Annotated in this window: 25 protein-coding genes and 1 tRNA gene; 14 read left to right on the top strand and 12 right to left on the bottom strand. The window is 55.4% G+C overall.

Going from position 1 to position 24,470, the window contains the following annotated elements; translation table 11 throughout:
* Nucleotides 1-638 precede the first annotated feature (638 nt).
* A complete protein-coding gene (mobQ, locus tag ABIE64_RS11465; protein WP_354377501.1) occupies nt 639-1,451 on the top strand; it encodes a MobQ family relaxase in 813 nt (270 codons plus the stop codon).
* 121 nt (nt 1,452-1,572) lie between these two features.
* On the opposite strand, the gene ABIE64_RS11460 is transcribed toward mobQ, so the two are convergent.
* Nucleotides 1,573-2,613, bottom strand: coding sequence for an AAA family ATPase (locus tag ABIE64_RS11460; RefSeq protein ID WP_354377500.1), 1,041 nt, complete (start codon nt 2,611-2,613; stop codon nt 1,573-1,575).
* Nucleotides 2,614-2,918: 305 nt separating this feature from the next.
* A tRNA-Ser gene (locus ABIE64_RS11455) sits at nt 2,919-3,008 on the bottom strand.
* Between the two features lie 292 nt (nt 3,009-3,300).
* Between ABIE64_RS11455 and rplU the strand changes: the two genes are divergently transcribed.
* From rplU to proB, 4 genes are all read left to right on the top strand, one after another.
* Nucleotides 3,301-3,612 (top strand): 50S ribosomal protein L21, encoded by a 312-nt coding sequence (rplU, locus tag ABIE64_RS11450; RefSeq protein WP_007090142.1) that lies wholly within the window; start codon nt 3,301-3,303, stop codon nt 3,610-3,612.
* A gap of 30 nt (nt 3,613-3,642) precedes the next feature.
* On the top strand, nt 3,643-3,903 hold the full coding sequence (gene rpmA, locus ABIE64_RS11445) for a 50S ribosomal protein L27 (protein WP_007090141.1): 261 nt from the start codon (nt 3,643-3,645) through the stop codon (nt 3,901-3,903).
* Nucleotides 3,904-4,082: 179 nt separating this feature from the next.
* Nucleotides 4,083-5,120 (top strand): GTPase ObgE, encoded by a 1,038-nt coding sequence (gene obgE / locus ABIE64_RS11440; RefSeq protein WP_354377499.1) that lies wholly within the window; start codon nt 4,083-4,085, stop codon nt 5,118-5,120.
* On the top strand, nt 5,117-6,232 hold the full coding sequence (gene proB, locus ABIE64_RS11435; RefSeq protein WP_354377497.1) for a glutamate 5-kinase: 1,116 nt from the start codon (nt 5,117-5,119) through the stop codon (nt 6,230-6,232). The genes obgE and proB overlap by 4 nt, the downstream gene beginning before the upstream one ends.
* A gap of 46 nt (nt 6,233-6,278) precedes the next feature.
* On the opposite strand, the gene ABIE64_RS11430 is transcribed toward proB, so the two are convergent.
* From ABIE64_RS11430 to phaR, 3 genes are all read right to left on the bottom strand, one after another.
* Nucleotides 6,279-6,917 carry an LbetaH domain-containing protein gene (locus tag ABIE64_RS11430; protein WP_354377496.1) on the bottom strand — a complete coding sequence of 213 codons (639 nt, stop codon included), beginning with the start codon at nt 6,915-6,917 and terminating at the stop codon, nt 6,279-6,281.
* Between the two features lie 135 nt (nt 6,918-7,052).
* Complete coding sequence (locus tag ABIE64_RS11425) at nt 7,053-7,448, bottom strand: helix-turn-helix domain-containing protein (protein ID WP_007090137.1); 396 nt, start codon at nt 7,446-7,448, stop codon at nt 7,053-7,055.
* Nucleotides 7,449-8,218: 770 nt separating this feature from the next.
* Nucleotides 8,219-8,833 (bottom strand): polyhydroxyalkanoate synthesis repressor PhaR, encoded by a 615-nt coding sequence (phaR, locus tag ABIE64_RS11420; RefSeq protein ID WP_007090134.1) that lies wholly within the window; start codon nt 8,831-8,833, stop codon nt 8,219-8,221.
* Between the two features lie 323 nt (nt 8,834-9,156).
* Here phaR and ABIE64_RS11415 point away from each other — a divergent pair, with 323 nt between their 5' ends.
* Both ABIE64_RS11415 and ABIE64_RS11410 read left to right on the top strand, forming a co-directional pair.
* Nucleotides 9,157-9,960, top strand: a complete 804-nt coding sequence (locus ABIE64_RS11415; protein ID WP_114093613.1) for a hypothetical protein — start codon at nt 9,157-9,159, stop codon at nt 9,958-9,960.
* Complete coding sequence (locus ABIE64_RS11410; protein WP_258548364.1) at nt 9,923-11,017, top strand: alpha/beta fold hydrolase; 1,095 nt, start codon at nt 9,923-9,925, stop codon at nt 11,015-11,017. The genes ABIE64_RS11415 and ABIE64_RS11410 overlap by 38 nt, the downstream gene beginning before the upstream one ends.
* On the opposite strand, the gene ABIE64_RS11405 is transcribed toward ABIE64_RS11410, so the two are convergent.
* Nucleotides 11,018-12,043 carry a nucleoside recognition domain-containing protein gene (locus ABIE64_RS11405; protein ID WP_354377495.1) on the bottom strand — a complete coding sequence of 342 codons (1,026 nt, stop codon included), beginning with the start codon at nt 12,041-12,043 and terminating at the stop codon, nt 11,018-11,020. It abuts the gene before it with no gap.
* A gap of 111 nt (nt 12,044-12,154) precedes the next feature.
* On the opposite strand from ABIE64_RS11405, the gene ABIE64_RS11400 reads away from it, so the two are divergent.
* From ABIE64_RS11400 to phbB, 3 genes are all read left to right on the top strand, one after another.
* Nucleotides 12,155-12,616, top strand: a complete 462-nt coding sequence (locus ABIE64_RS11400; RefSeq protein WP_037987319.1) for an Lrp/AsnC family transcriptional regulator — start codon at nt 12,155-12,157, stop codon at nt 12,614-12,616.
* Between the two features lie 204 nt (nt 12,617-12,820).
* Nucleotides 12,821-13,993 carry an acetyl-CoA C-acetyltransferase gene (locus ABIE64_RS11395; protein WP_037987320.1) on the top strand — a complete coding sequence of 391 codons (1,173 nt, stop codon included), beginning with the start codon at nt 12,821-12,823 and terminating at the stop codon, nt 13,991-13,993.
* A 250-nt stretch (nt 13,994-14,243) separates the two neighbouring features.
* The gene (gene phbB / locus ABIE64_RS11390; protein WP_007090125.1) at nt 14,244-14,966 is read left to right on the top strand and encodes an acetoacetyl-CoA reductase; all 723 of its coding nucleotides are present in this window, start codon (nt 14,244-14,246) and stop codon (nt 14,964-14,966) included.
* A gap of 69 nt (nt 14,967-15,035) precedes the next feature.
* On the opposite strand, the gene ABIE64_RS11385 is transcribed toward phbB, so the two are convergent.
* Complete coding sequence (locus tag ABIE64_RS11385; protein ID WP_354377494.1) at nt 15,036-15,629, bottom strand: cysteine hydrolase family protein; 594 nt, start codon at nt 15,627-15,629, stop codon at nt 15,036-15,038.
* 123 nt (nt 15,630-15,752) lie between these two features.
* Here ABIE64_RS11385 and ABIE64_RS11380 point away from each other — a divergent pair, with 123 nt between their 5' ends.
* Together ABIE64_RS11380 and ABIE64_RS11375 are read left to right on the top strand one after the other, a co-directional pair.
* The gene (locus tag ABIE64_RS11380) at nt 15,753-16,622 is read left to right on the top strand and encodes a LysR family transcriptional regulator (protein ID WP_007090123.1); all 870 of its coding nucleotides are present in this window, start codon (nt 15,753-15,755) and stop codon (nt 16,620-16,622) included.
* A gap of 82 nt (nt 16,623-16,704) precedes the next feature.
* Nucleotides 16,705-17,508 carry a class I SAM-dependent methyltransferase gene (locus ABIE64_RS11375; protein ID WP_007090122.1) on the top strand — a complete coding sequence of 268 codons (804 nt, stop codon included), beginning with the start codon at nt 16,705-16,707 and terminating at the stop codon, nt 17,506-17,508.
* Between the two features lie 14 nt (nt 17,509-17,522).
* Here ABIE64_RS11375 and ABIE64_RS11370 read toward each other — a convergent pair whose 3' ends face one another.
* From ABIE64_RS11370 to ABIE64_RS11355, 4 genes are all read right to left on the bottom strand, one after another.
* Nucleotides 17,523-18,152, bottom strand: a complete 630-nt coding sequence (locus ABIE64_RS11370) for a nucleoside triphosphate hydrolase (protein ID WP_354377493.1) — start codon at nt 18,150-18,152, stop codon at nt 17,523-17,525.
* A 4-nt stretch (nt 18,153-18,156) separates the two neighbouring features.
* Complete coding sequence (locus tag ABIE64_RS11365; protein WP_354377492.1) at nt 18,157-18,945, bottom strand: ATP-binding cassette domain-containing protein; 789 nt, start codon at nt 18,943-18,945, stop codon at nt 18,157-18,159.
* Nucleotides 18,942-20,024 (bottom strand): ABC transporter permease, encoded by a 1,083-nt coding sequence (locus ABIE64_RS11360; RefSeq protein ID WP_037987328.1) that lies wholly within the window; start codon nt 20,022-20,024, stop codon nt 18,942-18,944. Before ABIE64_RS11360 ends, ABIE64_RS11365 begins: the two co-directional genes overlap by 4 nt.
* A gap of 190 nt (nt 20,025-20,214) precedes the next feature.
* Nucleotides 20,215-21,243, bottom strand: coding sequence for a sugar ABC transporter substrate-binding protein (locus tag ABIE64_RS11355; RefSeq protein WP_037987330.1), 1,029 nt, complete (start codon nt 21,241-21,243; stop codon nt 20,215-20,217).
* A 223-nt stretch (nt 21,244-21,466) separates the two neighbouring features.
* Between ABIE64_RS11355 and ABIE64_RS11350 the strand changes: the two genes are divergently transcribed.
* The gene (locus tag ABIE64_RS11350; RefSeq protein ID WP_354377491.1) at nt 21,467-22,714 is read left to right on the top strand and encodes an ROK family transcriptional regulator; all 1,248 of its coding nucleotides are present in this window, start codon (nt 21,467-21,469) and stop codon (nt 22,712-22,714) included.
* Between the two features lie 14 nt (nt 22,715-22,728).
* Here ABIE64_RS11350 and gloB read toward each other — a convergent pair whose 3' ends face one another.
* Nucleotides 22,729-23,499, bottom strand: a complete 771-nt coding sequence (gene gloB, locus ABIE64_RS11345) for a hydroxyacylglutathione hydrolase (protein ID WP_114093623.1) — start codon at nt 23,497-23,499, stop codon at nt 22,729-22,731.
* Between the two features lie 126 nt (nt 23,500-23,625).
* On the opposite strand from gloB, the gene ABIE64_RS11340 reads away from it, so the two are divergent.
* A complete protein-coding gene (locus ABIE64_RS11340; protein WP_065701723.1) occupies nt 23,626-24,459 on the top strand; it encodes a methyltransferase domain-containing protein in 834 nt (277 codons plus the stop codon).
* Nucleotides 24,460-24,470 lie beyond the last annotated feature (11 nt).

Raw genomic sequence — 24,470 nt, 5'->3', positions numbered from 1 at the left:
AGAGAGCGGGAAAAGCGGGAAGGGATTTATCAGTCTCTGGTGCAAGAAGCACAGCCAAGCCAGCACCTGTTCAGTGCAAAGGACTTTGTGAGGGGGCAGACTAAGGCCAATCGTCGGGCTCTAGCTCAATTTTTAAAGCTTCCTGATGAAGCAGCCCTCTGGCCTGCAATGGATACACCTTCTTTTCTGACGCCGGGTGTGATTTTGCGCCTTTGCCTTTGGGGGTGGAACCCATACCAAGAACGAGCGCCGAAGCGCAGCCGATCAGGTTAGTCCAACCCGAACATTCTGCGATCTGCCGGGGTATTTAGAGCATCGCGCAAAAGCTTGCGTGCTATGTTCCTGTTTGTTCCCGGCCCCATCAGCGCCCATTCCATCACATTCGCCAGTATAGCCCTCCGCTTGGCGTTCATTCGTTCTCGTTCCCGTTTCGCTTGAGCTTTGTTTCGCTGTTCTTTTGCTCTCGCCTGTCTCCGATCTCTGTCTGATATTGACGATGACATTTTCACCTCCTTGATTGCTTTCAAAGGATGTGGTGGCGTTATCAAATTGTTTCCATTGGAAAAATCTCCGTTTCGGTCCCATTTCTTTCCTCGTAAGGGCGCAACTTAGCAATCTGGCGATTGCAAGGGGGAGGAATGGCAATTTTCTATTTGGCAGTGCAGTCCGTAAGGCGAGGAGACGGGCGCAGTGCAGTCGCAGCAGCGGCATACAGAGCTGGCGAAAAACTCGATGATGAGCGCACTGGGGAGAGGTTCAATTATACGCGTAGGCGTGGCGTTGTGGCCTCTGAGGTGATCGGCTGGCCGGGTGACAGGGCTAGTCTATGGAATGCAGCAGAAGCCGCAGAAAACAGGAAAAATTCTGTTGTTGCTCGCGAAATTGTCATTGCCTTGCCCTGTGAGCTTGATGACGTTCGTCGTGCTGAGCTTGTTAAGAGTTTCGCTCATTGGCTTCACTCGCGTCACGGTGTTGCAGTCGATTACGCAATTCATTCCCCAGACAAGGATGGAGACCAAAGAAATCACCACGCGCATTTGATGGTTACGACCAGAAAAATTGAGGGCGGCTGTATGGGGGTAAAAACGAGGGAACTCGACCAGAAACAGCATTCCCGCAAGCATATTGAGATGTGGCGGAGCCAATGGGCAGCTATATGCAATCGAGCGTTGGCATTGGGTGGGGCTGATACGGCTTTGGATCATCGTTCATATTTGCGACAGGCCGAGCCGTTCGGTGCAATTCCATTGGAGCCTCAAAAACATTTGGGGCCATCCGAAACCCGCCTGAACAGAAAAGGAAGAATGACAGCGAAAGCAAAGAAAAACGCTTGGGCGAGGGCGGTCAACAAAGGTTTACACCAGACTGGTCGGCACTTTGGAGGGGGGCTGATCAAGGGGGCGAACGCAATGATTGACGTGGTAGGAAAAGAGGCGGCACGAGAGAGGTGATTTGGCTTTCTCGTAAATGAACCTATATAACAGTTGTGAAGAAAATTGTGATTTCTTCCGATGGAAAGCCAAAGCCCGCCATTACGGCGGGCTTTTGGGTTTTGGCTTTGATTCTAGGCAATCAGTTCGCAATGAATTTTCCGCCAACCTCCGAAACCAATTTTCTCTGGATCAGGGCAGCCTTTGCATCCCGGAAGGCGCGACGGTTATCTGATCCGGTGCATTCGGCAAACGCGTTTTGCCAACCTTCTTCTGTTAAGCCGGACAGAGGCGCCTCACTTAAAACCTCTAATGCAATGGCCTGATTGCGCCCTTTTGGTCCGTTGCTTTTACCTTTTGCTTGCGGGGAAATTTTATCAAAGAGGGCAATGGGCACCTCAATTGACTCCCCATCCTCATCTGTCCCAAGTTCTACCAGATCATAATGGCCCGAAATGACAAGCCCGTCAGGGGCGTCTTTTTGCTTTTCGATGACGGCTTCAAACCCTTTTCCGTCGGTTGCTGTGACGTGGATGATGGTGTCAGCCGCACCGGGGAGAACTGTGCTTCCTCTTGCTGAGCCTTGTTTCGCTTCGTGATGGACGAGGCAAACAGAGCACCCCAGTTCCCGCTGAATGATTTGGCACGCTGAAACCAGTTGTGCCATTTCGTCGGCTCTGTTTTCATCTCCGGCGAAGCATCTGGAAAGTGTGTCTATGAATACGAGACCGATCTCCTGACCTGCCAGCTTGTGAACGATGGCGAGGACAAAGCTTTTAAGGTCATTGTCGTGCAGGAGAGAAACAGGGCAATCCAGATAAAGAACATCCCCCTCTGAATCTTCTGGAATATTCCGATATACCCGATGGGCTTCAACCCGGTTACTGGCTCCCGCAGCACCTTCGGCGGCAACATAAACAATCTTGGCTTTGTTCGTTCGACGTCCAAGAATCTCATATCCGTTGGCAATGCTCTGCGTCAGGGCAAGGGCAATATGGCTTTTCCCCGCTCCCGGCGCTCCATACATCAGAATGAGGGAGTTAGTGGGAATAAGATGCTTAACAAGCCATTGCGGGCCAGGAAGGCTTATGAGTTCTTTTTCGCTGAGGAATTTGAAGCGTGGTTCGAAATCTGCTTCAAAGGCTGCGGACTTATCGATTTTTCCAATGGAAATGTATGACATAATTAAAATATCCTTATAAAAAACTGTCAGCGAAATTGCTGACTTTTCGGATATTCGTTCAAAAAAATTTCAGTCAACAGACCGCTTCATTTTTTTTCAACAGGAAGACGGACGGACGGTTTTCTATACAAAACCGTCCGTCCGTCTTCCATTGATGACATTGCTGAAAATGCCACCCTGAAAATAGAAAAAAGGGGATTGGATGTGCTGGCGACTGTGACACAATCGTGATACACAAGATTTTTAAACCAGCCGCTTGCAGCGCCAGCCTAAAATCTTTGTTTTTCAGTGCTTTATCTGGAAAATGGCGGAGAGGGTGGGATTCGAACCCACGGTACTATTGCTAGTACAACGGTTTTCGAGACCGCCCCGTTCGACCACTCCGGCACCTCTCCGCATGTGTGGTCTGGCGTTCGAGGCGCTGTTTAACGATCCCTGAAGCAGAATGCAAGAGGGAAAACGTATTTTCCACGAACTCTTTTGCCGGTTGGGCCGGGTTGGGTTGGGAAGCAAACCTCTGCCATGCGCCCCGGCCATGGCCAAAGCCCGGAAATGACGCGCTTTGCGGTTGACTCTGGCGGGCGAAAAAGGTATTTCACCCGTCTCTCGCAGCGGTTCGGTTTCAGTTAGCAGCGACACCGAAGCGCGCGTGTGCGTTTCCAGAATGATTTTTCAGGAACTATATCGATGTATGCAATCATCAAAACTGGCGGCAAACAGTATAAAGTTGCTGCCAACGACGTTATCAAAGTCGAAAAGATCGCTGCCCAGGCCGGTGACACCGTGAAACTTGAAGAAGTTCTCATGGTTGCTGGTGACGGTGCGCCGAAGGTTGGTGCTCCGTTGGTCAAAGGGGCTTTTGTGAATGCAGAAGTTCTCGAGCAGACCAAGGGCGACAAGGTGATCGTTTTCAAGAAAAAGCGCCGGCATAACTACCGTCGCAAAAATGGTCATCGCCAGAACCTGACTGTTCTGCGCATCACGGACATCACGGCCTGATCGGCCGGGATGCAGTTTTAGGAGAGTTTCATGGCTCATAAGAAAGCTGGTGGTAGCTCCCGTAACGGTCGCGACTCCGAAGGTCGGCGCCTCGGCGTCAAGAAATTCGGCGGCCAGACGGTTGTTGCAGGTAACATTCTCGTTCGTCAGCGTGGCACCAAGTTCCATGCCGGCGACAATGTTGGCCTGGCCAAAGACCACACCCTGTTTGCGACGGCTGGCGGCAACGTTCAGTTCAAGTCGGGCTTCAAGGGTCGTACCTATGTATGTGTCGTTCCGGCCGAGGCGTAAGCCTCCCGTCGGCTGCGCTCATTCGTAGCAAAGATTTCGAGGGAGGAATGAGCAATCATTCCTCCCTTGTTTTATGTGTTATATGAAAATTTCCCGTGCCGTCGATGCGAGGCGATCTGTTTCGAAATCGCGATCCGGCCGGGCGGAATGATTGACGGGCATCGCCCAAAGGACCGGTTATGAAGTTTCTCGACGAAGCAAAAATCCACGTACGCAGTGGCCGCGGCGGTGCCGGTGCGGTCAGCTTCCGGCGCGAAAAATTCATCGAATATGGTGGCCCGGATGGCGGCGATGGCGGGCGCGGCGGTGACGTGATTGTCGAAGCGGTCGAAAACCTCAACACCCTGATCGATTTCCGTTATCAGCAGCATTTCAAGGCCGAAATCGGCATGCATGGTATGGGGCGCAACCGGACTGGCCGTTCGGGCAACTCGATCACCATCAAGGTGCCGGTCGGAACTCAGATCCTTGAAGAAGACCGCGAAACCCTGATTGTCGATATGCTTGAACCCGGGCAGACCTTTGTGCTGTGTCGCGGCGGTGATGGAGGCCGGGGGAACACCCATTTCAAATCCTCCACCAACCAGGCCCCGCGCCGTGCGGAAGAAGGCTGGCCGAACGAGGAAATGTCGGTCTGGCTGCGCCTCAAACTGATTGCCGATGCTGGTCTGGTCGGCTTGCCCAATGCGGGGAAATCCACCTTCCTTGCCGCATCGTCAAGCGCGCGTCCGAAAATCGCCGATTATCCCTTTACCACCCTGCATCCGCAGCTGGGTGTGGTCGAGATCGATGATCACGAGTTTGTTCTGGCCGATATCCCCGGTCTGATCGAAGGTGCATCCGAGGGCAAGGGCATCGGGACCCGGTTCCTCGGTCATATCGAACGCTGCGAAGTCCTGCTGCATCTGATCGATTGTGCTGACGAAGACCCGGTCGGAACCTATCGCACGGTGCGCGAGGAGCTTGAAGGTTACGCCGATATCCTGATCGACAAACCCGAAGTCGTCGCCCTTTCCAAGGCCGATCAGCTTCTGCCGGAAATGGTCGAGGAACAGTGCGAAATCCTTGAAAAGGGGATCGGAAAGAAAGTCTTTATCGTGTCCGGTGCCACCCAGCAGGGGGTCAAGGAAGTCCATCGCGAATTGCGTCGCCACATCATCGGTGAACGCGAACGCCGCGCGATGGAGGGCCGCGAAGACGAGGGCTTCCAACCGTGAGCCTTGCAGATGCAAAACGCCTGATCATCAAGGTTGGATCGGCCCTTCTGGTCGATGAAAATACAGGCAAGCTTCGCCGCGCCTGGCTCGAAGCACTTGCCGATGACGTCGCCCTTCTGCGTGAACGCGGGGTCGAGGTCATTGTCGTATCAAGTGGTGCGATCGCCATGGGGCGGCGTTTGCTCGGGCTTGATCACCGCACCATCAGCCTGGCCGACAAACAGGCCGCTGCCGCGACAGGCCAGATCAGCCTGTCGCAGGTCTGGCAGGAAGCACTGGGCCGCAATGGCCTGATCATGGCGCAGGTTCTGGTGACCCTTGAGGATATGGAAAGCCGCCGCCGTTACCTTAATGCGCGTGGGACATTGAATGCGTTGCTGGCACGCGGTGCGGTACCGTTGATCAATGAAAACGATACGGTTGCGACCGAAGAAATCCGCTTTGGCGATAATGACCGTCTTGGGGCCAAGGTCGCGCACATGATTTCGGCTGATATGCTGGTATTGCTTTCCGATATTGATGGCCTCTATACCGCCGATCCGCGCAAGAACCCGGATGCGACCCTGATCCCGACCGTGCGCGAACTGACACCTGAAATCATGGGCATGGCCGGTGCTGCGCCGACGATGTACAGCTCCGGCGGGATGGTGACAAAGTTGCAGGCCGCCGAAATCGCGATGAAAGCCGGGTGCCGCATGATGATTGCGCGCGGCACGATCTATCATCCGCTAAAGGCGCAGCTTGATGGCGGCCCCCATACCCTCTTTCTGCCCAGCGAAAGCCCGCTTGCGGCACGTCGCCACTGGATCGCAACGTCGCTTTCGGCCCGTGGGGCGATCATCGTTGATGGTGGTGCGGCCAAGGCGTTGCGTGCGGGTAAAAATCTGCTGGCGGCGGGGATTTCCGGTGTTGATGGCAGCTTCAAGCACGGCGATGCGGTACGCATCCTTGATGCGGATGGTGCCGAAATCGGACGCGGCATCTCGTCCTATTCGGCCGAGGAAACCCGCATGATCAAGGGGCATTCTTCTCAGGAAATCGAAACCGCATTGGGATATAGCCGCGGCAACGCGGTCATCCATTCCGATGATCTGGTGATTGCCGACCAATAGATGCCGGACATGGGTTTTGCGACAAAGGGGTAGCCATCGGCTGCCCCTATTTTGCATCCGGATGATAAAAGGACTGCATGCGGACGTTTTCGGGGGCAAGGGCGCCGTTTCCGGCAATCACCTGACCTGTTTCAAGGATAATCCCCCGTCCCTCGCCAATCCCCTTTAAAACCGCGCCGCGTTCATCGGCAATCGGGTGGCGAAATGATCCGCCCGCGCCAAGCTGCACATCGCGGACAATGATATTACCAAGGATCTGGCTGCCATCACCCAGAACGGATAAGCCGGAAATATGGATTGACCCGCGATAACGGCCATCTGATCCGATAATGATCGTTGCACCGGGCTGGTTGGTGGCAACATGGACGCATCCCTCGCCAAACAGATTGCCATTGCCGATCGTGATCAGTCCTGTCCGGGCATCAATCACAGTGTTGCCGTAGAACGTATTTCGGCTGCCAATTTCAAGCATCTCCGGGGAGGTGGCATCAAGCCGGACGGCAGGATGGAAAATATTGTCGCGCCCGATCTCGGCATGGATGCTGATCAGGGTTGAAAACGGATCAAGGATGGCATTCCCGGCCCTTGTCAGTGCCATAAGGGCCGATATCGACAGATAGCCAAGTTTGCTGCGTTGCTGGTCGATCAAATCGATCAGGCCGGATTGTGTGATATCGCCTGTCATGCGGTTTGCCCCTGTCTTGGTCTTGCCGTGACGCTATCACAAAAATCGTGCCTGTGATCAGCCACAAAAAAAGGCTGCCATCGAAGGAAGGCAGCCTGATTTTTGCAGCAATGCTGAAGATCGCAGTGATCAGGCTTAGGCAGCCTGATCGGCCAGTGCGCGTGCCATCTGGCTCAGCGCTTCCTGGTGTTTCTCGTGCTTGATGCTGGCAAAGTTGCGCGCCAGTTCAAGGCACATGCGCTGACGCGCATTAAGCTCGGTTTCCTGGTTGCCGTCGAGACCTTCATAGAAGTAGCTGACGGGAACGCCCAGGACCTGCGAGATTTCGTAAAGACGACCGGCAGAAATGCGGTTGATGCCGCGCTCGTATTTGTGAGCCTGCTGGTAGGTGACGCCGATCAGATCGGCCATCTGCTGCTGGGACAGACCCAGCATGATGCGACGTTCGCGAATACGCTGACCGACATAACGGTCCGTATCGGTTGCGCGATTAGCACGTTTCGGTTCTTCGTTTGATACAATCTCAGTCATTGCATATTTTTCCGTTATCAACCGCCAGTTATTGATTCCCACTCGGGACGCTGTCAGGCTTGTTAATTTCGCCTATTTATCACAAGCAGGGTGACCCGGTTTGAAGGTTGTCTGCTTGCAAGAAATATCTGAACTTTGGTCAGATAGAAGTCTCAGCGATCCGCCAGAAGCTAGCTATATAGGTCAATTCGCCTGTCGTTGTCTAGTGCGTTAGGCGAAAAAAAGACATGGCTTTCTGAGCCGTAAGGTGTGGAATGACGTGCATAGCTGGCATGCAATTCCTGAATGACCGCAGGTTGCAAAAGGTTTTCCTGAGGTAGGAGCTGGCCCAAAAGCTGCGCCCAAAATGCTGCACTGCCCCCAGGATCATGGGGTTCAAGCCATGCGCCACCGTTCTGCGCGATTTCCCGTACAGGCGAAACCAGTGCAGTGACATCCATCCCGATCCCGGCAGGGCCGTCTGTTCCACTACTTGCAGCGTCGGGCCTGCGGGCCGGGGGCAAGGGGATCGGCGTTATCGCTGTCATGTCATTTTGCGGTTTTGTGCGTTCAACCGGGGTATTTAACTGGCCTTATGCAAGGGACTCCGTTCAAAGGGGCTTGAACCCGGCAAAAATTGCCGCCTTGCGACAGGTGCCGGGCGGTGAAAAACGTTAATGAAAAGTTTATGCAGGAATGATGCCGCAACACATGCGGGCAAAAACAAAAAAAGCCCCGGAAAATCCGGAGCTTTCTGCGTGATGCCTTGAAATGAACGGGTTTGGGGCCGTTTACTTGCTGGCCTTGTTGTTGACCAGACTGTTGAGCTGCGCCTGCATGGCTTCAAGCTGGCTTTTCAGGTCATCAAGGGATGCGTCATTTTTTGCCGGTTTGCCATTTTTGGCTGCCTCGGCACTTGCATTGGCCTTGTCGGCCTCTTCCTGAAGGAAGGGGGAAAACATCTTCATGGTCTGTTCAAACAGCGCCATGTTCTGCTTGTTCATTTCCTCGAACTGGCCGAACGGGAAAATCCCCTGCATCGTGCCCTGCATATATTCGCGCATCTGTTCCTGATTATGCGCAAACGACCGCATCGCCTGTTCCAGATAGCTTGGCACCAGGCCCTGAAGACTGTCGCCATAGAATCCGATCAATTGACGCAGGAAGCTGATCGGCAAAAGATTCTGCCCCTTGTTTTCTTCCTCGACAATGATCTGTGTCAGGACCGGACGGGTGATATCCTCTCCGGTCTTGGCGTCATAAACGACGAAATCGGTATTGTCCTTGACCATCTGCGAGAGGTGGTCAAGCGTCACATACGAACTGGTCGCAGTGTTATAAAGGCGGCGGTTCGCGTATTTCTTGATAACGACGCGATCCTGATCATCTGATTTTTTCGTGGTCATGACGTTATTCCCTGCTTCCCTGTTTCCCGGACGTCTGGCTTGGGCAGTGCGGTATGAAATACCTTGTTTGCGTTTGCACAAATCTGAATGTTGCGCAGCATTTTGAATTTTGCGTCTGCTCAAGCGTGCACAAGAGTGCCGTGTAAATTCCAATGTGTCCAGTGTTCAACGCGATGTGCGCTGCGAAAAACAACCTCCGATGCCTGTTGTTGCCGCGCAGCAATGGATTTCGTTTTCGGACACGCCCGAACCGCCTATAGTGTTTGCCAGCGACAAGGCGCATGTCATCTGCGTGATCCGAACCAGAACCGGGGGAAGCAACATTGTCCGACACATGGGCGAAAAAGGATCAGGATCCCGACGATCTGCCAAATGATAACCTCGATGATGAACTTGATGATCAACTCGATCATCTGGCCCGCCAATTCATGGATCTTTGGCGCGAACAGGTTGCCGCGACAGCCGATGGTGCCGACGCGGCGAGCGCCATCGGACGGCTTTATGCATCGCTCGGGGCCGATACATCGCGGATCGGCGAAGGATTTGAGGCATGGGGCAAGCTGATCGGGCAATTGGCGACCGGCCAGAAACCCGGGGCTTTTCCCGGTGCTCTTCCGGGGGCTGTGCCGGGTGGGTTCCCCGGAATGATGTCCGGAATGATACCCGGTATGACGCCCGAAACGCTTCCGGAAATGATGAAGGGCACACCGATGGACCCGGCGGCCAATCCCATGGCGGCCATGATCCATCAGATGTCAAAAATGGCGATGCCCGGAATGACCGGCGCGACCAGCAAGGCCAATGTCGATAAAAAGGCCGATCCGGGCACGACCGCCAAAGAGGCTGGTAAGGCTGAAGCGACCAAAGGCAAGACAGGCAAAAGCAATAAATCGGGGCAGGGAAAAAATGAGCGCGCAAAACCGACAGCAGACAAACCCGCCGAAAAGGGCAAGCAATCGTCGCGCCGGGCCAAGGCCGCTGGCGATGCATCTGGCGGTCGAGATGACGAGTTGGTTGAGCTCGCGCGCCGCATTGCCGATCTTCAGGAAACAATTTCTGCCCTGGAGGCCGGAACTCCAGGATCGGGCGATGAAGCTCCTGAACGAGATCGAAAAACATCATCCTGACGATATCGCACAGGCGCTGGATCGTGTTGCCTTTGCCAGTCAGTCAGCGTTTCATGACGGTGTGCGCGCCTATCAGAAACATGGCTATAAACGCGGGACCGATGATGCGCCCGTAATCTGGGAAGACGGCGCAACCCGCATCCGCGATTACGGCGCAGTCGAAGAAGCCAAGCCCAGAAGCCCGCTTGGCATTGTCGTGCTGGTGCCGTCTCTGGTGAACCGTGCCTATATCCTTGATCTGAATAAAAAACGAAGCTTCGCGCGGTTTCTGGCCAAGGCCGGATATCGGCCGCTTCTGGTCGATTGGGGCTATCCCGGCGAAGAAGAAACCCATTACGGCCTTGATGATTACATCGCGGGCCGTCTGGTCACCGCCCTTCAGGACATCGCCGATATGAATGGCGGGCCGGTGCCGATGATCGGTTATTGCATGGGTGGCGTGCTCACGCTGGCCGCGACCTTGCTTGACCCCGCACAGGTATCGCGTCTGGTGCTGTTGGCGACACCTTGGGATTTCATGGCGGCTGGCCCGACACAGGGGCGCATTGCCGCGGCCTTCGCGCCGTCCTTGCCCCATATGCTGTCGATCCATGACAGCCTGCCGGTCGATGTGCTGCAAAGCCTGTTTGCCAGCCTCGATCCTTTCATGATCGGGGAAAAGTTCCGCCGCTTTGCCTCCATCCCCGCCAATTCGGCCAAGGCCGATGATTTCGTCGCGCTTGAAGACTGGCTTAATGACGGTGTGCCGCTGACCCGCCGGGTGGCGATTGATTGCCTGATTGGCTGGTATGTTGAAAACAAACCGGCCAAGGGCGAATGGCAGATCGACGGCATTGATATCAACCCGGCTGATATCAGTTGCCCGACCTTGGCCGTGATCCCCGAAAATGACCGGATCGTCCCGCCTGAAAGTGCACAGGCCCTTTTCGCAAGCTTGCCGGAAGATGTGCGAACCGAACTGCATCCATCGGCCGGTCATATCGGCATGATGGTCGGATCGCGCGCCGAAAAATCAACCTGGGGACCGGTGCTCGACTGGCTGGCGGAAACGAAATAATCAGGAGCCGGTTTCGGGTGCCGCCACCGGTTTGGTTTGCCAACGCAGGGTCAGGCGGGCGAGGGCGGCGATAATCAGCAATGTCAAACTCACCCGCCCGACCAGAACGACCCAGATATCCGCACCAAGGGCCAGCATGATCGCCGTATCCTCAATCAGCGAATGTGACAGTGACAGCCAAGAAAGCGATAGGAAAAGCGTGCGCGGCGGGAAGTTTTTTTTACGCGCCTCGTCAATGATCAGCGCCCCGCCATAAGTCAGGCCCAGCAACACACCAATGGTTGTTACCGGGGCGACGTCGCGCGATAATCCCGAAATCCGCAGGATCGGCATCATGCCACGCGTGATGCGCTCGGTAATGCCGGTTTTATCAAGGATATCGAGCAACACCAGCAAGCCGACAATCACGCCAAAGGTCACAACAAGCGATTTTATCGTCTGGATGGTCCATTCGACCCAGCCATCCATACCGGTGGCGACCAAAGCCGTCTCGCCGCCCGCCATCCAAGAAAAATCAACCGGCTCGGAAAGCCAGCCGGTGGTATTGCTGATCCATGTCACCAGTGCGGCGTAGAACACCGCCGCGCCAAGCCGAAGGGCCGTGGTCGTGATCAGGCTGGCCCCGGCGCGTTTGACAATCGCCTGTTCGACTGGAAGCCCATGGGCAAACAGCATCATCGCGCAAAGCGCGCTTAGCTGGGCGGCTGTCATATCCAGATGGGCGGATAACCCGATAAACGCCCCGACCGCGCCATACATGCTGACCAGCGCACATGTTGCCCAGATCAGACCGGCTTCGGGCGGTAATCCGATCAGGCTCATGATGGGGGACAGCAGGTCGGATGCAAAGGCAACCGCGCCGAATTCATCGGCAATCCGCACAATGATCATGACGGGTAACATGACCTTGATCAGGGTGATGAACAAACGCTGGCTGCGGTTTAGCAAATTCAGGAAATAGCGATGCATGGGGCGCGAGGTTCCGGGCTTCTTGGGTGGTACGAAGGGCATATGTGGGGCAGTCATTTAACGATGCGCATCCTCGCACAGTCGATATATTATTGTGCGGCGAAATCACGTGTTTCCGTGCAATAATAAAGCGTACTTTTATCATACCGCGCTTCGGAGTTGCATATATTGGCCGACCTTGACCGTATCGATACCAAAATCCTTCGGATATTGCAGGAAAGCGCGGATATCGCGAATGCAACGCTTGCCGATCATGTTGGCCTGTCACCATCGGCCTGCTTGCGCCGTGTTGCCAAGCTGCGCGAGGCTGGCGTCATTCGCAAAACCGTGGCGGTGATTGATCCCGCGCTGGTCGGGCGGCCATTAATTGCGGTGATCAATCTGGAATTTCATCGCCATGGCAACCGCTACCGGCAGGACTTCATCAAAAAAGTCCGCACCCTTGAAGCCGTTCGGCAATGCTACCTTGTCACTGGCGAGGTCACCGGTGTTCTGGTCCTGCATATGCGCGACATGGCGGAATATACCGCCCTATGCGAAACCCTGTTTGACGCGGACGACAACATCGTCTGGTACCGCACCTATATCGCGACAGAGGTATTAAAGGATGAAGTCGGGGTTGCGTTATAGCCGTTTCAGGCAAACTATGAGGATAACGATCTGCGCGGATTTGCCCGGCCCATACACCCGGAAACAAAACTGTCCGAAAGTGGTGCGTATCAATGCTTGGCTTTTTGTTGCGTCGCGATAAGATCGTAGGTGGATTGCAGGTCCGATCATCAGGATCGTAAAGGTCCGGGGAAAAACGTATTCAAGATATAATCGGAGGGTTTCATGACAGACGTCGTAATTGTGGGTGCCGCACGCACACCGATCGGCGCTTTTAGCGGTTCGCTGGCCAATACCCCAGCACACGAGCTTGGCGCTGTTGCCATCAGGGCGGCTCTGGAACGTTCCGGTGTCGAGGCGGATGCCGTAAACGAGGTTATTTTCGGTCAGGTCCTGACCGGCGGGGCCGGACAGAATCCGGCACGGCAGGCGGCAATCGCTGCTGGCATCCCCGATACTGCCACCGCCTTTGTCATCAACCAGGTCTGTGGATCGGGCCTTCGCACCGTTGCCCTTGCTGCCCAGCAGATCATGGCGGGTGACGCCAAAATCGTCGTTGCCGGTGGTCAGGAAAACATGTCCATGTCGCCGCACGTCGCCAATCTGCGTGCCGGTCACAAGATGGGCGATGTCAAATTCATCGACAGCATGATCAAGGATGGCCTGTGGTGTGCCTTCAATGGCTATCACATGGGCAACACCGCGGAAAACATTGCCACTAAATGGCAGATCACCCGCGAAGAACAGGATGCCTTCGCGACCGCGTCACAAAACAAGGCCGAAGCCGCCCAGAAATCCGGCCGCTTCAATGATGAAATCGCCCCTGTTACCCTTTCCTCGCGCAAGGGCGATGTGGTCTTTGATGCCGATGAATATCCGCGTCATGGTGCCAGCCTCGAAGGCATGGCGAAACTACGCCCGGCCTTTGATAAGGAAGGCACGGTAACCGCCGGTAACGCATCGGGCATCAATGACGGGGCCGCTGCCCTGATTGTCATGTCGGCTGACGAGGCCGCTAAACGCGGCCTGACCCCGCTTGCGACGATCAAAAGCTGGGCGACTGCCGGTGTTGATCCGGCTGTTATGGGCTCCGGCCCGATCCCGGCATCGCGCAAGGCACTTGAAAAAGCCGGTTGGTCGGTTGGTGATCTTGATCTGATCGAAGCCAACGAAGCCTTTGCCGCACAGGCAATTGCGGTGAACCGTGACATGGGCTGGGATACCGACAAGGTTAACGTCAATGGCGGGGCCATTGCCCTTGGCCATCCGATTGGCGCATCGGGCGCACGTGTCTTTACCACCCTGCTGTACGAAATGCAGAAACGCGATGCCAAAAAGGGCCTTGCGACATTGTGCATTGGCGGCGGCATGGGGGTCGCACTGTGCGTCGAACGCTGATTGCTTCGAACCATCTGATTGGATGAAACGTGCAGGGCGGCCTCCTTTGGGGGCTGCCCTGTTTGTTTATCCCCTCGGGCGCAGATGAAATTCGACCAGAGTTTACGCATTTTACGTGACATGAATCATGAATGGGAAATAAAGTTACGTTTATAATTGGTTTTGTGGATTAAAATTTCGCATATCGTAGAAGGGCAAACTACGGGATACCGATACATGAATTGGATGACTGAAGTTTAGGGAGGCGACCATGACAAAAACGGCACTGGTAACCGGTGGCACACGCGGAATTGGCAAGGCGATCAGCCTGGCGCTCAAGGAAGCGGGCCATACGGTTGTTGCAAACTATGCAGGCAATGATGACGCTGCCCGCGCTTTCACCGAAGAAACCGGCATTGCGACCTTCAAATGGAGTGTTGCCGATGCCGATGCCTGTGCGGATGGCATTCGACAGGTGGAATCCGAAGTCGGGCCGGTTGATATTCTGGTCAATAACGCGGGGATTACCCGTGATGGCTTCATGCACAAGATGTCGGTTGACCATTGGCAATCGGTGATCGAAACGAATTTAAGCGCGCTGTTCTATATGACCAAGCCGGTGCTTGAAGGCATGCGCGAACGCGGGTTCGGGCGGGTCGTCAATATCTCGTCGATCAATGGTCAGGCCGGTCAGCTCGGCCAGACCAACTATTCCGCCGCCAAGGCTGGGGTGCATGGTTTTACCAAGGCACTGGCACAGGAAGTCGCGCGCAAGGGTGTGACGGTCAATACCATCGCGCCAGGCTATATCAATACTGACATGGTCGCCGCCGTTCCGGAAAAGGTTCTGGAAGGCATCATCGCCAAAATCCCGGTTGGTCGTCTTGGCGAGGCCGAGGAAATCGCACAGGCCGTTCTGTTCCTGTGTGGCCCGAATTCCGGCTTCATCACCGGTTCCTGTCTGTCGCTCAATGGCGGACAGCATATGTTCTGATCGTACTGATTGCGCTCACACTCATCAAAACACCCCGCAGCAATCCTGCGGGGTGTTTTGCATTTACAATCAAGCTTTTAGAACATCCCCGGTCGTCACAACCTTGGCAAACGCATCGGCCAGAATGGCCAGTTCGGCGCGGTGCAATTCCTTGGCCGGGATAGTAGCGTGGTCGGATGTTGCGGGCAGGTCGCGTGTGGTGGCCGCATCCCCCGCGATGGTGACCTGCAATCCCTGTTCGTTGGCGGAACGTGCGGTGGTCGACACGCAGACATGTGTCATGAAACCGGCCAGCACCACATGTTTCAATCCGGCCTGATCAATCAGGTCGCGCAGATTAGTCCCGCCAAAGGCATTGGGTACATTCTTTGTCAGAACCGGCTCGCCGTCGCGCGGGGCGACTTCGTCCATGATCTTGGCATACAGACCTTCGGGATCAAACAGACCCTGTCCGTGATGCTGGATATGGATCAAGGTGCCGTTCTGCGCGCGCCAATGGGCGATCAGGCGGGCCACATTGTCCAGTGCAGGTTCAAGCCCTGATAGCTTCAACCTGCCACTGCGATATTCTTCCTGGGCATCGATCACGATCAATGCAGCATCCCGCGCCGATCCGGTCGGAAGTTCAACGCCAAGAATTTCAAAGATGGATTGTGCACTCATGGTGGCTGTCCTTTCAAAGTCATTTGAATGGCCTGATCATGTATCTGCATGTTTGCAGTTTAAATCCGTCAATTTGCAGATATGATCTGCGTATATGCAGAAATTATAACCGGTTGATGATCCATGGATTGGGAAGCCTTGCGGACATTCGCCGTCGTTTGCCGCGCAAATACCATGAGTGCGGCCGCGCGTGAACTTGGCGTCAACCAGACGACGATTGCGCGCCGTATTGCCCGCCTTGAAGAAGCCACCGGCTTTCCTGTCCTGCTGCGTCGGGATGGCCAGATGCGCCCGACATTGCGCGCACAAAGCCTTCTGAAAACCGCAAGGGCGATGGAGGCCGAAGTCAGTACCTTGCTCGAAGCAAATGGCACTCTGTCGGAAAAGGTAGCCCGTCCGGAAATATCGGGTGTTGTTCGCGTTGCCGGGGTGGATGTGATTTTTGAAAACTGCATTGCCCCGCGTCTGGGGGAACTGACATCAAACCATCCATCCCTTTGCGTCGAACTGATTGGCGGCAACCGCAATCTAAGCCTGCCGCAACGTGAAACCGATATTGCGCTACGCCTTGCCAGGCCACAAACCGGGGCATTTCACATCCGGAAAATCGGTGTGATGGAATACGGTATTTATGGTCCCGCCGGGATGGATGACCCGACCGATGCACCGTGGGTCGATCTTGACGATGCGTTTGCCGACAAGCCCGAACAGATATGGCTCAACCGCCATTTCCCCAATCGCCACACCATCAGCCGTTCCAATCGCGGATCCATCATGGCGACGATGGCATGTTCGGCCAATGCCTTTGCCCTGTTGCCAAGATGTTTGGGAGATCGCCTCGCGGGGCTGACGCGCAAACCCGATATCGAGCCGGAGGGACGCGAAATCTGGCTCCTGATCCATCAGGACATGCGCCATGTGCCGCGTGTGCGGGTTGTTGCCGAATGGGTGTCTGATGTGCTGATTGGCAATCCGGCAATTAAATCCGTGTGATCCTGCATTGTTCGTTTGACAGTCCGCTGTATTGGTTGTGATTGTTGAAATACTACAACTTATGATATTGGTGGGGCGGGCCATGGACGAGAACAAAAAATACACATCGGCCAACCGTGCCGCATGGGATGCCTCTGCACCATTGCATGAAGCCGGTGAAACCTGGCAACGACTTTTGGCCGAGGTTGCGAAAGCCGATTTCTCGACGTTTGACGAAACCTTGCGGGAAACGTTGGAGGATGTCGGTGTCGTGGGAAAACGCGTCGTGCAGGTGTGCTGCAATAACGGTCGCGAAGTGCTGTCCTTGTCGGCCATGGGCGCAAAAACTGTGCTTGGGATTGATCAATCCGATGCATTTCTCGCGCAAGCCCGGAAGCTGGCGCATCTATCGGGACGGAAATGTGATTTTCTCTGTGCTGACATTTACGAATTGCCGCAAGACACGCCGGGCGATTTTGACCTTGGTTTGATTACCATTGGTGTTCTGAACTGGATGCCGGATTTGAAACGTTTCTTCGATGCCGTCTCAGGGCTGCTGGCTCGGGATGGGGTGCTCGTTATCTATGAAACCCACCCGTTTCTTGAAATGTTTGATCCGACTTCTGCCGATCCGTTTTCACCGTCTCAATCATATTTTGACCGTGGGCCACACGCAAACGAAGATACCATAACGTATGACGGATCTGATGGTGGGCAGGGGCCGGTTTCATGGTGGTTTAGCCACACGATGGGCGAAATCGTGTCTGCGGCTGTCGCGGCCGGATTAAAACTGGAACGTTTTAACGAATATCCGCATTCAAATCGGGAAACTGAATTTGATATCTATGAAGACAGGAAAGTCCAGATCCCGATGTGCTATACGCTGGTGTTGCGAAAAGAACGGTAATTCAAACCATCCTATCAGGCGTTATTTATAATAATGGCTGTGCCGAACTTGCTGTACTCGGCAACAGTTCTGGCATTGGGGATATCATTATCCAATGCTTTCTGCCGCGCTGAAGGCTGGTCATGTCCGTGGTCAAGCCACCGCTGAGCAAGACGCTTTTCCAAAACCGCAAGCGGTGTGTCGATGAACAGGGTCAGGTCGAACAGGCTTGCCAACTGATCCCACGGCGACTGGTTGAGCAACAGATAATTGCCTTCGACCAGCACAATGCGATGGCTTCGTGAAACGCATCGGGCCGATCCGCGTGACAGTTCCAGATGGCGGTCGAATACCGGGACATAAACATCGCCATCATCGGTACGGATCGCTTCAAGCGTGCGTTTGAAGCCGCCGGTATCAAACGTTTCCGGCGCACCTTTACGCGGCAGCAATCCCCGCGCAGAAAGGATGGCATCATCGAAATGATAGCCATCCATCGGCACGACAACAGCCCCGGCTTCATCACCCCCCAGATGGTGATGAAGCCGTTCGGACAAGGTTGACTTGCCCGAGGCTGGTGCTCCGGCGATCGCGACAAGGAGGCGTCGATCACCAATCTGTCTGGCCCTGATCATCGCCGTCAGGGTGTCGATATCCGGCACCATGAATTCAGGCCGCCGCAGATATTTCTGGCGGCTCCTTTGCCCCGGTCATAAAGGCAACCGCGTCCGACATGCTGTAATCATCAGGATTGATCGTGCAAAGCCGCTTGCCCAAACGATGCACATGAATGCGATCTGCCACTTCGAACACATGGGGCATATTGTGCGAAATCAGCACAATCGGCATGCCGCGCGATTTGACATCGGCAATAAGTTCCAGCACCCGGCGGCTTTCCTTGACGCCAAGGGCCGCGGTCGGTTCATCCATGATCACGACGCGTGATCCGAAGGCCGCCGCACGGGCAACCGCAACCCCCTGCCGCTGCCCGCCCGAAAGCGTTTCGACCGCCTGATTGATGTTCTGGATCGTCATCAGGCCAAGCTCGGAAAGCTTTTCCCGCGCGATGCGTTGCATTCCTTTATGGTCAAGGGCCCCGAAATATTTGCCCATAAAGCCCGGTTTGCGCAGCTCGCGCCCCATGAACATGTTATCCGCAATCGAAAGGGCCGGCGAAAGCGCAAGATTCTGATAAACCGTCTCGATCCCGGCTTCGCGGGCTTCCATCGGTGATGAAAAACGCACCGGTTTGCCATCAAGCTCGATGGTGCCTTCATCAACAGTGATCGCCCCCGAAAGCGCCTTGATCAATGATGATTTTCCCGCACCGTTATCACCGATCACCGCAAGGACTTCGCCGGGATAAAGGTCGAAATCCGCCTGATCAAGTGCGGTCACACGGCCATAGCGTTTGACGATACCGCGTGCGGTCAGGACAGGTTTTTTATCCGTGCTCATGACGATACCTTTCTGATCCACTGGTCGATTGCAACGGCAATAATCGTCAGCCAGCCGATTGCAAACACCTGCCAAAGAACATCAACCCCGACAAGCCGAAGCCCCGAATTGAACACTCCAACGATCAATGCCCCGATCAGCGGCCCGATGATCGACCCGCGTCCTCCAAACAGCGAAATGCCACCAATCACAACCGCGGTAATCGATTGCAGGTTTGCTTCCTGAAAACTTTGCGGCGAAACCGAGCCAACACGCCCGATCGATGCCCACGCACCAATGCCACAGACAAGCCCGGCAAGGCCATAAACCATGATAAGCGTGCGGTTGGTGCGAATGCCTGAAAGTTCGGCGGCTTCCTTGTCATCGCCGATGGCATAAACATGCCGGCCCCAACTGGTATGGTTCAGGATGTACCAAAGGACGGCAAATATGACGAGCATCAGGACCGAGCCATAGGTGATCCGCGCCCCGCCAATCGCGATGCTTTCGCCAAAGAATTTCAAAAGCGGTGCGATTTCATCCAATGTCTGGCTGCGGATCGACTGCGCGCCCGAAAGCCAAAGGTTCAGCGCAAAGAAAATATTCCACGTGCCCAATGTCACGATAAAGGGCGGTAACTTGATGCGGGTGACGAGAAACCCGTTCAGCATCCCGGCCAGAATGCCGCCGACAAACCCGATCAGGATGGCAAGCGGTGCGGGGACGCCAAGCGTGATCGCAAGTTGCCCCATAATGACCGACATCAAAACCATGATCGCACCGACCGAAAGATCAATCCCGGCGGTCAGGATCACAAGGCTTTGTGCGGCGGCCAGAATGCCGATGATCGAAACCTGCTGCACAATCAGCGACAGGTTGAACGGCGAAAAGAACTTCGGTCCCGCCAGTGCACCAAAGATGATAATCGAAATGACAAGGACGATCACCGGCACCATCGTCGGATTGCCATGCAGGAAATGCTGCGTGGCATCCAGGAAGTTCCGGCTTTTATGGTCGAACTGCGCAACCGCCTTGTCGCTGGCGTCAAGCGTCTGTTCGTATTCCTGTTTCGTGCGAGATGTGCGAGCAGGTTCGCTCATCGCTTCCTCCCGGCTTGGTCGTGAACATGGGTTGCGAAAAATCATGCGCAACAGTTCATCAAATGCCCCCGCCGGTTCTGATGACCGGCTTGGATCGGGTAGGGGCAGACCAAGTGTAACCTTTTTGTGGGACAAGAGGGCGGCGTTTATGACCGCCCTCCTCGAATATCAGATCGTCACGCTAAGGGGCTTAGCCCCAGCAGCGTTTCATGCCTTCATCGATATCAATCGACGGAACACCTTCGGCTGGATCACCGGTCACAAGGTTGACCCCGGTATCATAGAAGTTAAGACCTTCGGTATTGGCTGGTTTTTCACCGCTTTCGGCCCAGGCCTTGATCGCCTCAATACCCTTATAGGCCATATCAAGCGGATATTGCTGCGATGTTGCGCCAATCACGCCATCCTGAACGTTCAGAACGCCCGGGCAACCGCCATCGACCGACACGATCAGAACGCCGTCTTCCATGCCAAACGATTTCAGCGCCTCATAGGCACCGGCGGCTGCCGGTTCGTTGATGGTATAGACGACGTTGATTTCGGAATCCTGCTGCAACAGGTTTTCCATCGCCTTGCGGCCGCCTTCCTCGTTGCCGTTGGTGATGTCATGGCCAACGATGCGGGGATCATCTTCGTCACCGATTTTGTTCGGGTCCTTGATGTCGATCCCGAACCCTTTCATGAAGCCCTGATCACGCAGAACGTCAACCGATGGGGCACTTGGCGTCAGGTCAAGAAACGCGATTTTCGCATCCGAGGCCTTGTCGCCGAGCTTGGCGGCGGCCCATTGACCAATCAGCTCGCCCGCCTTGAAGTTATCGGTGGCAAAGGTCGCATCGGCGGAGTCGATTGGCTCAAGCGGGGTATCAAGTGCAATGACGAGCAATCCGGCATCACGCGCCTTTTTGACAACCGGCACAATCGCCTTGGTGTCCGATGCGGTCAGAAGGATACCCTTCGCACCCGATGCGATGCAGGATTCAATCGCCTGCACCTGGGTTTCATGGTCCCCATCGATTTTACCGGCAAAAGTCGAAAGGTTGACACCATTGGCAACCGACGCGGCCTGCGCGCCTTCCTTCATTTTCACAAAGAATGGGTTGATGTCGGTTTTGGTGATAAGGCAGGCACCGATTTCATCGGCTTTGGCAGCATGCGGTGCAGCGGCAAGGCCAAGCGCAAGCGCCCCAAGGGTGGCGCCAACAAGAGTCTTCTTCATCTGTTTCCTCCCAGGAATAACCTGATAATCAGCCCTTTGGGCCGGATTTGTTCATTTTGCGACAGGTGGAACGTATCGTTGCGCACGTCTTTTGTGCCTGTCTGTTGCCTACGACACACCAAATGCTCGAGGCTGTCAATTAATAAATCCGATTGATTTATTAATTAATCCTGTCACTCTCAAACCCATTCGGGCAATAAAGAACCCGAGTGGGAGGATAAAAATGACACCTTCACTGTATATCAACCCGGACATTGCCGGGGATGAGGGACAGGGGGCGCGTCCGCTTCATCCGGGCGGGGGTGCGAACCAGTTGCGCGTGCGCGCCTATAATGAACGGCTGGTCCTGTCACTGGTGCGACGCAATGTCGGATTGTCGAAGGCCGATATTGCCCGTCTTTCCGGACTTTCGGCGCAAACCGTTTCCGTGATCATGCGTGCGCTGGAAAAGGATGGCTTGCTCAAACGCGGCGATCCGGTGCGCGGCAAGGTTGGCAAACCATCAATCCCGATGGCACTTGATCCCGATGGCGTTTTTTCATTCGGCCTTAAAATCGGGCGACGCAGCGCCGAACTGATCCTGATGGATTTTGTCGGGACTGTCCGCGCGAGCCTGAACGAAGCCTATAAATACCCGACCCCGGACGGCATCCGCAAATTCGTGCGCGCCTCGGTCGAACAATTGTCGTGCGACCTGTCAACCACGCATCGCCAACGCATCGCCGGGATCGGCATTGCCGCCCCGTTTGAATTGTGGAACTGGGTCGAAGAAGTCGGCGCCCCGCCCGAAGATATGAGCGCCTGGCGTGAAGTCGATCTGATCGACATCATCGGCGAAATCGTGCCGTTCCCGGTCTTTCAGCAGAATGACGCCACGGCGGCCTGCGGGGCGGAACTGGTATTTGGGGCAGGGCCGAATTATTCCGACTTCGCCTATTTCTTTATCGGATCGTTCATTGGTGGCGGGGTGGTGCTCAATCAGGCGCTTTATGCTGGTAAAACCGGCAATGCCGGGGCCTTTGGCTCGATGCCTGTCCCGTCGCGATCCGGTCATCCCAGCCAGTTGATCGATCAGGCATCCATCTTCGTGCTCGAAGAAATGCTGACCCGCGAAGGCCGTGATCCCGCCCTGCTTTGGAAGGATTCCGATTACTGGCATCAGCTTGGCGCAACCCTTGACCTCTGGATTGACCATACCGCGCGCGGCCTGGCAATCGCCATTACCTCGGTCTGCTCGGTGATTGATTTCGAAGCCGTCATTGTCGATGGCGGCTTCCCCAAAGATGTCTGTGCTAGAATCGTCGATGCCACGCGCAAGGCCACCCTCAAACTCGACCTGCAAGGCATCGCCCCCCCGCATATCGAACAGGGTGCGGTCGGCAGTGCCGCACGTGCCATCGGTGCCGCCAGCCTGCCACTGTTTTCGCGCTATCTGCTTGATCAGAACGTCCTGTTCAAGCAGATGGCCTGATCAGGACCGGATCGTCAGAACCGATCCTTCCGCCCGCGGATTTCGGCAAAAATCTCGGTGGCGGTTGCGCCTTCCATGCCAAGGTCGCTGGCAACCGATGCATGATCGGCGCGCAGGAACGGGTTGGTTGCCAGTTCCTTGTCCATGCGTGATGGAATGGTCGGGATGCCGCGTGCGCGCAGATCGTCAATTTCCGCGCAGCGCGCCTTAAGCGCCACATTGCCGGTTTCAATCGTTGCGGCAAACCGGGCATTGGACTGGGTATATTCATGCCCGCAATACACCAGCGTCTCGCTCGGAAGGTTGCGAAATTTTTGCAGGGACTGCCACATCTGGGCTGGCGTTCCTTCAAACAACCGCCCGCAACCCAATGCAAACAGGCTGTCACCGGAAAACAGGGCCGATACCGCCGGAAAATAAAACGCAATATGGCCGCTGGTATGGCCCGGCACGTCAAAGACCTGCCCGGAAAGCACACCGATCATCACCTCATCCCCCTCGGCGACCGTCTGATCCATGCCGGGAATGCGCATGGTTTCGGCCTTGGGGCCAATCAGTTTCGCGCCATATCTGGTGATCAGTTCCGCATTGCCGCCGATATGGTCATTGTGATGATGGGTATTGATCACGATATCAAGCGACCAGCCGCGATCTTCAAGCGCGCTTATCACCGGGCCTGCCTCGCCCGGATCGACAATCGCCGTCGTACCTGTTTCATGGCAGCGCACAAGATAGGTGTAATTATCGGAAAGGCACGGAATGACAAAGACATCGCCTGCGGACATGGCCGACCTCGCGTGTGTGAATGGAATATGTGCCAAGCCTATCAGCTTGCGGCTTCTTAAAACAATCACGCATCGTGCAAGGTTTTTGCGCTTCAATCCAATCAGAAAAGGCTCTAGGCTATTTTCATGCGTCAGGATGTTGTTGATCTTCACCGTTTTTATGCCGGAAGCCTCGGGCAGGCCGCTCGCCGCCTGATCCGTCGCCGCTTGCGCGTGATGTGGTCGGATGTCCGCGGCATGCGCGTGCTGGGTTTTGGTTATGCCACGCCCTATCTGCGCCCCTTCATGGGCGAGGCGGAACGCGTGCTGGCTTTCATGCCCGGCCAGCAGGGCTGCGTGCCGTGGCCCGCGGGCGATCCCAACCATGTCGCCCTTACCGAAGAAACCATGCTGCCGCTGCCCGATAGCTCGGTCGACCGCATCCTGTTGGTGCATCTGGTCGAACATTCCGATTCCATGCGCCGCCTGATGCGCGAATGCTGGCGGGTATTGACCCCCAACGGCCGGATCGTGGTGGTCACACCCAACCGAAGCTCGCTCTGGTCCTGGTCGGAAAATACGCCCTTTGGCTTTGGCCATCCCTATAGCGTGTCACAGCTTCAGAACCTGATGCGCGAAAACATGTTCCTGCCCGTGCAGCACAGCCGCGCCCTTTTCCTGCCCCCGACCCAAAGCCGGTTTCTGCTGCGCTGGTCGCAGGCATTCGAAAATGTCGGATCGCGTCTGTTCAAGGCCTTTGCCGGGGTTTCGATTGTCGAAGCGGGAAAACAGCTTTACGCCAGCACCGGCACCCCGGCGCGTAAACGCAGGCTGGTACATATCCCTGTGACTGTTCCGCCCCTGCGCCCGGCGGACGGCAATCATTCGACTGGCAACCATTCCAGCGGAAATCACGCTGACATTGCGTGCGAAACCGCATTGCCTTGTACCGAACCTCTGCCCGCCAACCCCAAATCCTGATCACAGGCGGC

This window comes from Thalassospira sp. MBR-102, assembly GCF_040549275.1.
Classification (GTDB): domain Bacteria; phylum Pseudomonadota; class Alphaproteobacteria; order Rhodospirillales; family Thalassospiraceae; genus Thalassospira; species Thalassospira xiamenensis.
This window is presented reverse-complemented; position numbering and strand designations above follow the sequence as displayed.